General features: G+C 34.5%; 16 protein-coding genes. 4 read left to right on the plus strand and 12 right to left on the minus strand.

Annotated features, from left to right (window positions below; translation table 11 throughout):
* Positions 1-65: 65 nt before the first annotated feature.
* A complete protein-coding gene (locus AC4G3L_RS00840; RefSeq protein WP_491075087.1) occupies positions 66-548 on the minus strand; it encodes a glutathione peroxidase in 483 nt (160 codons plus the stop codon).
* 157 nt (positions 549-705) lie between these two features.
* On the opposite strand from AC4G3L_RS00840, the gene AC4G3L_RS00845 reads away from it, so the two are divergent.
* Both AC4G3L_RS00845 and AC4G3L_RS00850 read left to right on the plus strand, forming a co-directional pair.
* The gene (locus tag AC4G3L_RS00845; protein ID WP_491075088.1) at positions 706-1,362 is read left to right on the plus strand and encodes a hypothetical protein; all 657 of its coding nucleotides are present in this window, start codon (positions 706-708) and stop codon (positions 1,360-1,362) included.
* A 21-nt stretch (positions 1,363-1,383) separates the two neighbouring features.
* Positions 1,384-1,581: a YkvA family protein gene (locus AC4G3L_RS00850; protein WP_491075089.1), complete on the plus strand. Its 198-nt coding sequence runs from the start codon at positions 1,384-1,386 to the stop codon at positions 1,579-1,581.
* Positions 1,582-2,016: 435 nt separating this feature from the next.
* Here AC4G3L_RS00850 and AC4G3L_RS00855 read toward each other — a convergent pair whose 3' ends face one another.
* The 4 genes from AC4G3L_RS00855 to AC4G3L_RS00870 form a co-directional block, all read right to left on the minus strand.
* Positions 2,017-2,751, minus strand: a complete 735-nt coding sequence (locus AC4G3L_RS00855; RefSeq protein WP_491075090.1) for an exonuclease domain-containing protein — start codon at positions 2,749-2,751, stop codon at positions 2,017-2,019.
* On the minus strand, positions 2,738-3,730 hold the full coding sequence (locus AC4G3L_RS00860) for a DUF294 nucleotidyltransferase-like domain-containing protein (protein WP_491075091.1): 993 nt from the start codon (positions 3,728-3,730) through the stop codon (positions 2,738-2,740). The genes AC4G3L_RS00855 and AC4G3L_RS00860 overlap by 14 nt, the downstream gene beginning before the upstream one ends.
* Positions 3,731-3,824: 94 nt before the next feature.
* Positions 3,825-5,105 carry an ammonium transporter gene (locus AC4G3L_RS00865; RefSeq protein WP_491075092.1) on the minus strand — a complete coding sequence of 427 codons (1,281 nt, stop codon included), beginning with the start codon at positions 5,103-5,105 and terminating at the stop codon, positions 3,825-3,827.
* A 147-nt stretch (positions 5,106-5,252) separates the two neighbouring features.
* Entirely contained in the window at positions 5,253-5,582 is a 330-nt protein-coding gene (locus AC4G3L_RS00870) for a MerR family transcriptional regulator (RefSeq protein ID WP_491075093.1), read from the minus strand.
* A 230-nt stretch (positions 5,583-5,812) separates the two neighbouring features.
* On the opposite strand from AC4G3L_RS00870, the gene AC4G3L_RS00875 reads away from it, so the two are divergent.
* On the plus strand, positions 5,813-6,115 hold the full coding sequence (locus tag AC4G3L_RS00875; protein ID WP_491075094.1) for a MerR family transcriptional regulator: 303 nt from the start codon (positions 5,813-5,815) through the stop codon (positions 6,113-6,115).
* A gap of 292 nt (positions 6,116-6,407) precedes the next feature.
* Here the strand turns inward: AC4G3L_RS00875 and AC4G3L_RS00880 are convergent, their stop codons facing one another.
* The 3 genes from AC4G3L_RS00880 to AC4G3L_RS00890 all read right to left on the minus strand — a co-directional run bounded on the left by AC4G3L_RS00880 (position 6,408) and on the right by AC4G3L_RS00890 (position 7,594).
* Positions 6,408-6,536 carry a hypothetical protein gene (locus AC4G3L_RS00880; protein WP_491075095.1) on the minus strand — a complete coding sequence of 43 codons (129 nt, stop codon included), beginning with the start codon at positions 6,534-6,536 and terminating at the stop codon, positions 6,408-6,410.
* A 120-nt stretch (positions 6,537-6,656) separates the two neighbouring features.
* Positions 6,657-7,043: a hypothetical protein gene (locus AC4G3L_RS00885; RefSeq protein WP_491075096.1), complete on the minus strand. Its 387-nt coding sequence runs from the start codon at positions 7,041-7,043 to the stop codon at positions 6,657-6,659.
* Between the two features lie 242 nt (positions 7,044-7,285).
* A complete protein-coding gene (locus tag AC4G3L_RS00890) occupies positions 7,286-7,594 on the minus strand; it encodes a DUF2512 family protein (protein ID WP_491075097.1) in 309 nt (102 codons plus the stop codon).
* 215 nt (positions 7,595-7,809) lie between these two features.
* On the opposite strand from AC4G3L_RS00890, the gene AC4G3L_RS00895 reads away from it, so the two are divergent.
* Positions 7,810-7,974: a hypothetical protein gene (locus AC4G3L_RS00895; RefSeq protein ID WP_491075098.1), complete on the plus strand. Its 165-nt coding sequence runs from the start codon at positions 7,810-7,812 to the stop codon at positions 7,972-7,974.
* Between the two features lie 267 nt (positions 7,975-8,241).
* On the opposite strand, the gene AC4G3L_RS00900 is transcribed toward AC4G3L_RS00895, so the two are convergent.
* The 4 genes from AC4G3L_RS00900 to AC4G3L_RS00915 all read right to left on the minus strand — a co-directional run bounded on the left by AC4G3L_RS00900 (position 8,242) and on the right by AC4G3L_RS00915 (position 13,854).
* Positions 8,242-10,632, minus strand: coding sequence for a glycoside hydrolase family 31 protein (locus AC4G3L_RS00900; RefSeq protein ID WP_491075099.1), 2,391 nt, complete (start codon positions 10,630-10,632; stop codon positions 8,242-8,244).
* Positions 10,633-10,660: 28 nt separating this feature from the next.
* The gene (locus AC4G3L_RS00905) at positions 10,661-11,482 is read right to left on the minus strand and encodes a carbohydrate ABC transporter permease (protein WP_491075100.1); all 822 of its coding nucleotides are present in this window, start codon (positions 11,480-11,482) and stop codon (positions 10,661-10,663) included.
* Complete coding sequence (locus AC4G3L_RS00910) at positions 11,479-12,360, minus strand: carbohydrate ABC transporter permease (protein WP_491075101.1); 882 nt, start codon at positions 12,358-12,360, stop codon at positions 11,479-11,481. The genes AC4G3L_RS00905 and AC4G3L_RS00910 overlap by 4 nt, the downstream gene beginning before the upstream one ends.
* A 117-nt stretch (positions 12,361-12,477) precedes the next feature.
* Entirely contained in the window at positions 12,478-13,854 is a 1,377-nt protein-coding gene (locus tag AC4G3L_RS00915) for an extracellular solute-binding protein (RefSeq protein ID WP_491075102.1), read from the minus strand.
* Positions 13,855-13,925: the final 71 nt, after the last annotated feature.

Below are 13,925 nucleotides of genomic sequence, written 5' to 3' on the forward strand. Positions count from 1 at the left end.
TTAGAGGTCTCATATAAAGCAAAGCATAGCTGCTTGTTTAATGCTTGAACATACTTCATACTCTATCATTTTTCCAGTTCTGCTATAATATCTTTTTCTAGTTTCTCAGGAGCGGTGGTTGGTGCATAACGCTCAACAACCTGACCATTTTTATCAATCATAAATTTAGTGAAGTTCCATTTAATTTTTTTGCTTAGAATACCCTTTTGTTCATTCGTTAAATAGTGAAACAACGGGTCAGCATTATCTCCGTTTACATCTATTTTCGCGTACATTGGGAATGTGACACCATAATTTATTTGGCAAAATTGAGTGGTTTCGTTTATATCCTCATATTCCTGATTATTAAATTGATCACAAGGGAAACCTAAAACTTCAAAGCCTTGGCCATTGAATTTTTCGTATAGTTCCTGAAGTCCTTTAAATTGCGGTGCCAGACCACATTTACTGGCTGTATTGACGATGAGGAGAGGCTTGCCTTCGTAATCCCTTAAAGATTGTGCAGTACCGTTTGTTTTCTTTACTTCAAAATCATAAACACTTTTCATACCATTCCTCCTTTTTTCATATCGTACAAGATATAATTATACAATTATTGGTTAATCGAAACCAATTTAATAGACTTACGTATATAGGTAATAGAAGGAAATAGACAGTCAAATTTATAGCTGTTAAACTTATGTATACTTAATAGAGGTGAACAAAATGCGTAATAGATTAGCATGTATGCATGTACATCATTCTAATATTCATTATATCGACAAGGCGTTCTCACCGTATGATGTTGAGCTTGTACACTTTGTTGATCCTGGTTTAATGAGTCGCTTAACAAGAGACTCTTCCTATCAAAAAGAAGCTGCAGGGAAGAAAATCGCGGAACAAATAGAATGGATGGAGAGCTGTCAGGTTGATGCAATCCTTCTAACATGTACAAATTATATTGCTATGTTACAAGAAGAACTGCTAAATTCAAGAGTTCCTATTATGAAAATAGATGAACCTTTTTTCGAGGAGATTTGTGAGATTACGGAGCCACAGACCATTTTCTTTTCAAATCCCGGAACGGTGAGCGGAACGATGGACCGTCTTCATCAATATGCTGCTAAAAAGGGAAAGTCATTAAATATAAACGCTGTTGTCATAGAAGAGACATTTGAGTTGATGATGAAAGGGTTGACCCAACAATACAACGAAAAAATAGCGGAGTTTATTAAGTCATTCAGTAAACATACAAAAGATGTCTTATCAGTTGGACAGCTATCGATGTATGATGGAGCCAAACAAACAGGCTTAGAGATTATTAATCCATTGGATTCACTTGTTAAGCCAATGGTTCGTGAACTTAACCTAATAAAACGCTAAGAGATATAAGGGGGTTAAAAGATGTTGAAAAGATTATCAAGGAAATCAAAATTTGCTATGATCGCTGCAGGGGTCTATTTAGTATTGCCGACAGACCTGGTCCCTGATTTTATTATTGGTTTTGGCCAAGTGGATGATTTAGCCGTAGCAAGCTTTGTTTTTAAGACAATCTATGAAGATTTGAAAAGAACAAAAAAGCAATCTATCAGTAATAATTAATCAAATATTGGAGAAGTACGCCATGCGTTTAGTGCTATAGACCTATATTCATACTTTGAAAATACATCTTAGAGAAAAAGAAGGATTCGTTATGCATGTACACAGAAAATCATTTGGTATCGCGTTGCTGTTATGGCTTTTCTTTGGAGTAATTGGTGGCCACAGAATGTATATAAGAGGAAAAGTGCATTATATCTTTTGGTATTGGTTAGCGGTTATATTTACTTTTTATTTTATTCTATGGGTTGACCTGTTTAGATTAAAAGGGATGATTGATCGACAGTATTTTGAAGATAGACGTAGATACAGAGCTTAGCAGAATAACAAAATAGTATTTAGAAAATGTGGGGTATAAAAAAGCCCCACTTTTTTATGTTCAAAGTTCAATCCATTGTCTGAAGAAAAGTAGATATCAACTAAAAAGCAAATATTCATTCATCTAAATTTTGCAATATGATTATATATTTCACTAAGATTTTTAAAGCCCGCTTCCTGAGCTTTTTGTAGGTAATAACCCCATAAATGAGCCGTCATTATGGCATCTCCCAATGCATGATGTCTATTTTTGATTTCAATATCACAACCCTTACATAGGTCCTCTAAGGTATTAGAACTGCTGGCAGGGTTAAACAGTTGCGTAAGGAAAGAAGTATCAAGAATTCTATGCTGGAATTTCGTTCGTGTCACATCCCAGGTGAGCTTTTGCATAAAGCTTAGCTCATGTTGGGAGTGATGGGCAACCAGACTTTGTGTTGAAGCAAACTTAAAAAATTTCATTAAGACTTCTGATCGTTCAGGAGCGGTTTGGAGATCTTCATTTGAAATACTAGTTAAGGTAGAGATATCAGGAGTAAGGCTAACATCCGTCTTAATAAGTGAATAAAAGGTTTCTTCGCTTAATAGGTTATTCCCGTGCATCTTTACAGCACCGATCGAAATCATTTGATCGCCTTTGTCAGGAAAAAATCCTGTCGTTTCAATATCAAACACAACAACATCAAGCTGATCAAGGGGACAGCTAAGGGCGTTATTTTGCCGTGCTTCTTTTTCAAGCTGGCGTAAAAATGAAATATTTTGCGGGGAAGCTTTACCTTGTACACCAGCGAGCACGTTGGAGTTGATTTTGCCGCCCATTTCTCTGAAAAATTGAATAAAATCATTCATTCCCATTGCCATCATCCTTTGCTGCAATCTTTCTCACATATTCAGTAAGCTGAATGCCGTCTTTGATTACTTCTTTTAAGTACTTTCTCTCTATGTTTGATAATTTGCTGACGGACAGGTAGTGACCGGATTCATAGTCGGCATGAAGTCCATATGCTAATCGATAGTTCAGCAATCTAGTAAACTGATTGATATACTTTTTTCGGTCTTGGAGGGGCATTACTGAATCTGGTAGATGTCCGAGTCTTTCAATAGTGGAGGTCGCATCTAATTTTTCATAGATGGCGAGAAGCCTTCCAGCATTCACGTATGGAAATAAAGCAGATTCCTTTATATTCAAACAACCTGAGAACGGACCATGAGATTCAACAAGAAATTGTCCGAGAACACCAACTGCTTTTTTCCTATGTTTTGTATTATCCAGGATGCGGCTCAACATTTTTTTTTGATCAATTACTAGGTAGGCATACTGCTTTAATTGTTTTATAAACCGTTCCTCACCCAGAAATGACCTGCTGTCCATAAAGGTGAGCAAATGCCGGATTGATTCCCATGAAGCATCCTCGAGCCAATCATTTAATTGGAGCTGCCACTGTTCAAATGACCTGCACCAAAATGGGTTGCTTGCCATCACTTTCCCTTCACAAAGCCTATATCCTGTTTGTTTTAATCCTTCAGATATTTCTTTTCCGAGTTTCAAGAAGTAATGGCCGGTATCCGGATGTTCCTGGTCATAAATAATACCATGGTCTTGATCACTCCAAATACCTTGTTCTTTACGGCCGGCACTCCCCATAACAAAAAAGCAGAATGAAGTGGGAGGGGGGCCATATTTTTGAACAGTCTTGTTGAATGCCAGGAAGGTAGTCATCCTTATAATCTCATCATGAAGTATCTTCAGTTTATCTGTGTTTAAAGCATCTGAATTGAATTGTTGCTTACGATAAGCCAATATGTTGGAATAGTCCTGATTTTCAATGACCATGCAGACACTCCTTATTAAAGGAAATGATCCCCTGAACCAGATTTCTGTTCAGGGGAAAGAATGTGTAAGGATAAACTTCAAATCTTATTTATTTTTAACTGATTGATTTATCAGAAGGATTTCTTTCATTTTTAAGCAATTCAGGGTACCCGTATACTCCATGTTCACTCAAGTCAAGTCCCATAATTTCTTCCTCCTCCGTAACCCGAAGGCCGCCCAATACTTTTTTTATTCCTAGTAAAAGTATATAGGACACAATGAATGCGAATGCTCCACAAACGACGACACCTAAAGCTTGAACACCTAATTGCGAGAAACCACCACCGTAAAATAAACCAGGTTTTCCGACTGTAGCCAGTTCTTTTGTGGCAAAGAACCCTGTGGATAATGTGCCCCATATCCCAGCCGCGCCATGTACGGAAAGGGCATAGATGGGATCATCAATTTTACGAGCTTCAAAGAAACGAATACTATAAAATACAAGAATACCAGCAACAAATCCGATGACAACAGATGCCCACGCTTCAACAAATGCACAGGATGCAGTAATGGCAACTAATCCGGCTAATGCTCCATTTAACATCATGGAGACATCTGCTTTACCCATGACAATCCAGGAGATCATTAAGGCAGCGATTGTACCTGCGGCAGCTGCAAGATTTGTATTGAGGGCAACAAATCCAAAGAACCCAGCATCAACTGCGATTGTACTGCCAGCATTAAAACCAAACCATCCAACCCAAAGCAATAAAACACTTAAAGCAGTATATACTTGGTTATGCCCATATAAGTTATTAGCTGAGCCATCCTTATTAAATTTACCAATCCGTGGTTTTAACAGGATTGTAGCTGCCAATGCTGCCATAGCACCAGTCAAGTGAACAACAGTAGATCCGGCAAAGTCCTGTTTACCATGATCGGCTAACCAGCCACCGCCCCAAATCCAATGAGCAATTGGAGGGTAAACAAGTGCAGAGAATAAAATCGCAAATAGGACATATACACCCATTTTCGCTCTTTCTGCAAATCCTCCAAAAGCAATCGTAATGGAGATTCCGGCAAAAGCTGTTTGGAATAAGAAAAATACGGCTCCAGATAAGTTTATGGCATCTAAATCATATCCAGAGTAGAAGAAGTCAGATAACCCTATGAACTTACTAAATCCCGCTCCGTCTCCAAAAATAAATCCAAAACCTACTGCCCAAAAGACGATTGAGGAAATTCCGAAAGTAAGAATGGTTTTACCTGCGATATGACCTGCATTCTTCATTCGAGTTGATCCTGTCTCAAGTAAGATAAAGCCACCAATCATCAAAATGACTAAAACCGCTCCAATCATGACCCAAAGACTATTCATTAAAAAAATCGTATCCATAATTCCACACCTTCCTGATAATGTTTTCCTTTGCTGTTTGTATTGTCGCATCATCAGGGAAGTGAATTCTACAACCATGTAAGGAAACCTCACGTGGTTTTTATGGAAAGGAAAGGATTTGTTGAAGTGGAAGGTAGATTAAGCTAATTAATTGTATTTTTGTATACCGAATTGAGCATTTAATTGTCCTTGAATCATTTTTTTATGCATTTTAGCTTCGTCTTCTTTTTTCTTTTCTCTAATCATTTCTTGTCTAATCTCATATGTCTGGATACCGTCTTCAATTTTCTCGGCTATGTCCATTAATAACTCTATATCCGTAAATGAATATTTCCGGCTTCCTCCATTGCTTCTGGTGGGGAAAATTAATTTACGTTCTTCATAATAACGGATTTGCCTTTCTGACAAACCGGTTAATTCTTTAACGACGCCGATAGTTATAACTTTTTTATCTTTGTATGAAGACTCTTGGCTCATCCATGACCCTCCCAAATTAAGTAAAATATATATTGTCATATTATCTCACATAGGTGAAATTGAATATACTGATAATTCAAAATTAATTTTTAAAAAATCTTCATAATTTATGTTAACCTCAAAAAATATATGTCAGAACATCTCCCAAATACCTTGTGATTCCTTGAAAAACAGTAATAATCAACCATATAAAACTATTTATCCAGATTGGTTTAGGGAAGGAGGGAGTCATGTCTTCATATAAAGATAAGAAAGTAATCTCTATAGGTACTGTTAGTGAACTAACAGGGATTTCCCAGAGGAAAATACGTTATTATGAGGAGCGGGGTTTAATTTATCCGGAAAGATGGAATAAAGGAATTCGAAAATATTCGTTTCAAGATGTTGAAACACTAATGAAGATTGCAGAAAAGATGGAGGAAGGCGTACAAACAGCAGAAATCAGGCTAGACATGCAGCGCAGGAAAATGAGGGACGAAATGATAAAAGGGCAACTGAATGCTCATTTTGGTTTTAGGGACTTAAATAAATAGATTTTAGTTAATTGAATGAATAGAGGCAATACAAATGGAGGAAGAGCTAAAGAAACTGAATCAAAAGCTTTTATAAAGCATAAGAAAAGGGCATAGATAAGTTTCTTTGCCCTTTTACTCCCAATTTGATTGCTGTTATTACTACTCTCAATGGAACTGATGATCGTTGGAATTACCCTATATGCCTTTTTTGCTTAGCTGTTATAAACATAACTTCCAATAAAGTAAGGGATATACCACGTCTATCTTCCACTGTATAATACATAGATATATCATGCTGTAATTGGCTATTTTAAACAGTACGTAGAAAATCCTGGCCTCTAGATCCAAAATTATCTTGTAACTCTTCATAGAGCTGATCACGCAGTACATCCAATTGAATAATCATTTCAGCCAGTTGCCTTTTATTCTCTATCCTCATACTGTATCATCCTTCCACCTTATTCAATACATTAGTTTTTTATAAGTGTAGAGGATTCGTGCCAATCTGTCTTTCATCTTGTAAAGCTTTCTAACGTACATTTTGCTAAAAAAATGAAATTTAGATTTCTTTTACCGAAATCGCTTTGGAATAAGTAATCAGTTTGCAATCTTCAAAATCCTGTTCTTTAAGAAAGCCCAATTTAATAGCAGCAGTCATTTTTTCTTCATCCGGAATTTTCACTGTTTTAATTAATTCCTTCATATTCAACTCCTCTAATTTGTAAACCGTGGGTACTGTACTGTATTTCTCGTATTTTCGTATTTGCCTTTGAAGCTTTATACCATTATCAATTAATTCACCTTTATTATTTACTCCTACATGATGATCAAAATACGTATGAAAAACTTCTTTTAGATTCTCCATTTCAATTTCAATCTCTTTTTTCTTCTTACTTAGATCATGATATCTCGTTATCATATCAGCTGTGATAAGCGTGTTATTCATATAATCCCTCCATAATAGCTCGTTTACTATAGGTTATTTTGATAGAGAAGAGATTATGACTTTGGGACAAAAGAGAATCAATATAAATATAAAAGCTGCATTCAAATGATGGATGCAGCTAAGTTCTTTACTTATTTAATTATAGGGAGGGGTATGGGATTGTTTGTGGTTAACATTTGTTTTTTCAGGAAAAACACTAGCATCAAGAAATTTATGAAAGAACCATCCTCCAACACCAATAATTAAGGCAGTAAGGATGCTAGTAATATATCATTATTATTTGGTACTAGAAGTTCACTCATAATCCAAATGACTAAGAATGCAAGTACTCCATCAGAGATAGTTGCTATCATATTTCTCTTCGTTTGTGCTAATGAATAGCCAGATTTACGAAAAACAAACAAATCTCCCAATACATAAGCAACCACAGTAAAAATAATACTGATTAACATTGTGTCGCCAAATGGATAATCGAATCCTAAAGTTAATACTAGCCCTAAAACGACAGCAATCATAAGAAATTTCACCACTAACGCTTTTAAATGATTCATATCTATACCTCCTTGTGTTTTATTCTTTAAGACATACACCCTATAGTTGAACGGATAAACAGATGGTAAAATTCATGTTATTTTAATTCAAAAATGAGTTTATTATAGGTAAGGAGAGAAGGAGAAGGTTTTAATAAATAGAAACATATTACGAAAAGCATAAATAAGGAGCGAGTGGTTAACCTATACTTAAATAGAACTCGGGAGGAATAGGTATGAATAAGAAGACAAATAAACAAAAGATAGAAGAAAAACAAAAGGATGAAAAGGATCCCTTAGAATTGACTCTACAGGACTCTTCCTTTGATATTGAATTAGAGTATGAAGTTCCACCGGTAGAACCGTACGATAAGAATCGAATTAATACAGAGCATTTGTAAACATCCACATAAGTAAGGAAAAGATGTTTGAACGGAGAATAAACATTCCATATAACATACTTGTTACTCATGAAAGTTAAATCATGTCATTTGATGGAGAACGAAAGAATACGTCTTTGATTTTTCTTTAAAAGTGGACTAAAGTAATACTGGTATAAATAACAATTGGAGAAAAAGAGGGGGTATTAATAAGGAACTGCCCCAAAAGGTTATATGGAGCAGTAAAAATTTCTAATACCTACATTCGAGACAGATTATTATATATAATTAATCAATAAGTTGTTCTAGTATGGCATCAAATAATAAGGAATTTATATTTTTACTTCTTAATTCTGTGATAATAGATTCAGTATTTAAGTTAGTTGAAATAAATAATTCATATAATTCGTCTTTTAATTCAAAAGACATTTGTGCACTGTTTAATATTTTGAAAAGTGCATCTAAACGATTATTAGACTGACTTGTTATATCAGACGGTAATATAATGGTTAAATCGTGTGTATTATCATACCGAGAGACAGATAAACTTGTTGTTTGTGTTTCTGAATCAAAGGCGGTTTCCAATATACAGGATACTCCTGCGGAGATTGCGGTAACAGAAGAAAACCTTCTAAATCCTCTGAATTTTAGAGTGACTTTCCTGTCTGAAGGTATAACAGATAGATCCCCATTAGTCGCACTTAATTTAAAACTTTTGTTCCCCCAATCTAAAGACATTTTTGTAACAGCGTATTCTCCATTCTTATATTCAAGAGTTTCGCCATCATCTTCATATAATTCAAAGCAATTTGACGCACCTGGAAATATTATTATGGATAAATGTGAAGGGTTTTCAATAGAATTATCACCTTCATGATGTTCAGCCATAGGTATAATCGCACCCGGTTTTGCAAGTATCGGCATTGTTTTTAAATCTCTAAATAATCTTCTGTTTTTCCCGCCTTTATAAATTCTTCCTGAGAAGAAATCTATCCAATCTCCTTCAGGTATCCACATATCAATTGGTGCCATTAGTAATTCTTTATCAATTTGGTTTAAAACGGGAGCAACAATTAACTCACTTCCAAAGTAATACTGATTAGGTACATTGTAAGCATTAGATTCATTAGGATGCTCATAATACATTGGCATAATGAGAGTTCTAAGATTTTGATGGGTATTCCAGTTCATGGTGTAAAGGTAGGGTACCAACTGATGTCGTAATCGCAGATAATCTTTCATAATTTCTGCTATAGCATTTTGATAACGCCAAGGTTCCTTTCCATTAAAGGGACTACTTGAACTATGAAGTCGCATAATAGGGCTAAATACACCAAATTGAAGCCACCTAAGACTTAATTCATCATCTTTATATCCTTTGTAGTGTCCACCTATATCATGACTCCACCAACCATATCCTACATTAGTAGCTGTTGCTGTAAAGTACGGTTGAAATCTATATGATTCCCATGTTATAGTTGCATCTCCTGAAAAGCCAATGGGATATCTGTGACTGCCTATACCTGCATATCTCGATAGTATTAATGGACGCTTATTTTGCTTTGTTAGGTCAAGAGAATGATAGTGATTTAGAAGCCATAAGGGGTCTAATCCTTTAACTTTACTGGTGGTTCCTTGTTGCCAATCAATCCACCAAAAATCCACACCTTTTTCCTCCTCTGTATGGTGAAGATATTTAAAATACGCGGCTCGGAAATCAGTGTCAGCTATATCAAAAGGAATTGGATGTTCATTGATAATGTCTATACCAAGTTCTTTAGCCATGGATTCATACATATCTTCATGAGGACGTACTCCATCGGCAGGATGTACATTTAATGTTACCTTTAGTCCATTTTCATGAAGCCACTTCAAAAAATGTTCGGGATTAGGAAATAAAGTTTTATTCCAACTATAACCGGTCCAACCACTACCGTATTTTTCAGGTATATCCACAACATGCCAATCCATATCAAGTACACTTAATGAAAAAGGAATGTTTTCTTCTTTAAATTTTAGCATAAGTGATTTATAATCCTCATCTGAATATTTCCAAAATCTGCTCCACCAATTTCCTAAAGCATATCTTGGTAGTAGAGGAGTAGTACCTGTTAACTTAAAAAAATCTGTAAGTCCTTTTTTGAAATCTCTACCATAAGCAAAAAAATAGATGTCGATTTGATTTTCTCTTCGTGAAATAATATCTTCTTCATTCAATAAGATGGCAGACTTAGAATCATCTATTACAGAGAACCCATATAAAGAATGAATGCCATCTTCAAGAGGAACTGCCCCCTCAATATTGTCTAATGTACGAGCTGTTCCTTTTAATGTTTCGATTTTATCTCCATAATACCATCTATTAGAATAAGCACTATAATTATTTTTAACATCAATATAAAGTGTAGTTTTGGAAAATTCTCCATACATATAATATAAATGAAGTGCTGAAGTAATGATTTCTAATCCTTTTTCATTTTCTACCACCTGAAAAGATGGAAGAGAAAAGTTTCTGTTTATAATGGATTGAGTGGCAGAATCCACAAACATTCCATCATCACTATATTCCATCCGAATTAAATTCTCAGTAAGTACAGTAAACCGATAATGTTTACCTCGAATAATAGAAGCAGAATCTGCATTTGGATTTAAAGTTAAAGTGTCAATTTGAGTAGTCATTTATATCCTCCTATAGAAAGTATAAGATTTAGCCTTTAATAGAGGCTCCAGCAATTCCTTCAATAAAACGTTTTTGAAATATCACATATACAATGATTACCGGTATGATCGAAATTGCAGTAGCGGCAAATAGCCCCCCGTAATCTGTTGAGTACTGTCCGTTAAACATCTTTAAACCGACTGATAAAAGTTGTTTAGATTCTGAGTTGATTACGAGATAAGGCCAGAGATAGTCTTCCCAAACCCATAGAAACTGAAAAATTGCTACACTTGAAATAGCGTTCCTTGACATCGGAAATATAATTCGATGGAATATATAAGATTCAGATGCACCATCAATTCTTGCTGCTTCAATTATTTCATCTGGAATTGACATTATATTTTGTCTGAGAACGAAAATTCCGAAACCACTAATAAGAGACGGGATAATTAAAGCTGCATAACTATCTAACCATCCAAATTTTACAATCATATCGTATTTAGGAATAATAGTTACACACCATGGAATCATCATAGTAGCTAATATCAAACTAAATAATTGATTTCGACCCTTAAACTTATATTTTGCTAATACAAAACCTACAATTGTACTGGTATAAACAATTGCGATTGTTAAAACTAATGCTACTAGTAAGCTGTTTAGAAACATAGTTATAAAAGGAAAGTTTTCTTGAACATTCAAATAATTAGAAAAGCTAAATTCTTGGGGCCAAAAGCTACCACCAATTTTTACGATCTCACTATTACTTTTAAAAGAGGATAAGAGCATCCAAACAAATGGGATGATAACAACCATCGATAAACCGAGAAGCATAGCATTAAATAATATTATTTTAAATTTTTGTATCATAATGATTTCTCCTTAGTTAATTTGAATGCTACTAAAGTAATTATTGATATGAATATAAAAAGTATGACAGACATGGCTGATGCAGTTCCAAAGTTATAATTTACAAATGCTTCATCAAAAATCAAATAGGAAATTGTATAAGTGGATGTTCCAGGACCACCCTCAGTCATAACAAGAATTTGTATGTAAGATTGTAAATAAGTTATGAGAGAAGTAACGACAACAAGAAGAGTGGTTGGTTTTAATAATGGCCAAGTTATGTGTCGGAATTTATCCCAACTTCCTGCACCATCTATCTCTGCGGCTTCAAAACAATCGTTAGGTAGTGACATTAGTCCACCTAAATAAATGATAGTCGCATAGCCAAAATCCTTCCAGATTGTCATAATCATGACTGAGAGGAGGGCAGTGTCACTATTTTTCAACCAGTTTAACTCGAAACCAAAAACTTCATTTATCAGGCCGAATTGTGGATTATAGAGCCACACCCATACAAAAGAAACTGCAACGAGAGGTGTTATAGTGGGCATATAGAAAATGGTACGAAAGGTAGTCTTAAAACGAGATAATTTAGAGAATAGAGCGAGTGCAATTGCCAAGCCAATGAACACACGAAAAGCTATGATAACTATAGAGAATATCATTGTATTAGACATCGATTTCCAAAATAATGAACTAGTTAGGATTTCCCTATAATTATCAAAACCATTAAATATAAAAGTGTTTGAAAGTGGATTCCAATTATGAAAACTGCCTGTAAATGCCATGAAAATTGGATAAATCAAAAAAATCGCGAAGTAAATAAGTAACAATGTAACGACAATATTTTTCAAAGTAAATATTTGTTTTCGCTTGTGTATACCCTGAGTTTTAGCCATCATTTAATCCTGCTTTCCGTACTACGAAAGGTAGTTTAGTCAAAATAAGTATATTTAAATCTCCTTTAACTAATTTCTTTTCATAATAGTTAAAGGAGACAATACAATACTATTTAATTATTTATCTGAAAAATATTTATACTCGGATTCTACAGATTCAAAATTAACATTCTTCATATCTTTTTCCATTTGAAGTTGTCCAGCTTTAATAGCTTCTTTTAGGTCTACGCCATTGTAGAAAACTTCCTCGAAAATTTTACCAGAAACTGTTTCTATTGTACTTGGAATAGAACCTGGCCAAATATATCGGTCTATATTAGGCGCTAATGCGCTTAACACAGGATCTGCCAATACATCAGGATCATTACTCAATGATTTTTTTGCTGGAAATGATGCGTTTAATATGGATAGTTCTTTGTTAAAATCATCGTTAGCTAATAGATATCTTAAAAAGTCTTGAGCTACTTCTTGTTCTTCTTTTGGAGCATTTTTATTAATGCCAGGTGTACTTTCACCATTATACCTATCATATGCAAATGGTTGATCTTCTGTAGGTGTTGGAATACGGAACACACCATACTCAATATCAGGATAGTTATTCTTTAATTCACCTTGCATCCAACCCCATTTATAAACCATAGCAGATTGGCCATTACCAAAACTTTTTGTACTATCATCTCCAAAATCCGGCGATCCCACTTTATGTTTATTATATAAATCATAAAAGAACTGTGTATTCTCTACAGTTGTAGCGCTATCAAAATTCACCGTTTTTTTATCATCGTTGAATAGCAATTCACCTTTTTGATATCCTAATCCCATAATCATTGCTTGATAACCATCACCATTAAAATTAAATCCTGCTTGGTTAATTTTATTATCTTCTGTTTTTGTTAGTTTTTTAGCGATTTCAACGAATTGGTCCCAAGTTACAGGTATATCAGACTCAGTTAAACCTGCATCTTTCCATAATTTCTTGTTATAGTATATATTTCCGGAATTTATCCCGTAGTCTATATAATAAATTGATCCATCAATTTCATGTGCTGGGACTCCAATAAAATCTTTGTCTAGTTGATCTGATGGAATATCATAAGGTGCCATAAAATTTATTAGATTAGAATGATACGAATTGTGGACACTAAATAATGCAGGTCCATTTTTACCTTTTAGAGAGAGCGGGAGCTTTGTCCAATAATCATCCCATGGTTGATTAACGACTTTTATACGTATATTTGGATAAATATCTTCATATGATGATGCGTATTTTTCCCATATTTCTTGGCCGTTCCATACCCATAGCTCGACTTCTAATGGTTCACCTTTATTTACTAGTTTATTAGGATCAAATTGTACATTTTCCCCAATAGTCTCCATCCCTTTAGCTGCTTTTTCATCTTTGGAGAGACCTTCGAGTGATTTGTTATTACTGGAGCAAGCAACAAGAGAGACAAAGAGCATTACAATAAAAAGGTGCTTAAATAATTTATACATATAAACCTCCAAATATTCTTATTTGTTTAACGTTAAACCAGAGTTTAATAAATATAAATAAATCATTTAAT

The sequence above is a fragment of the Bacillus sp. z33 genome, from assembly GCF_058313615.1.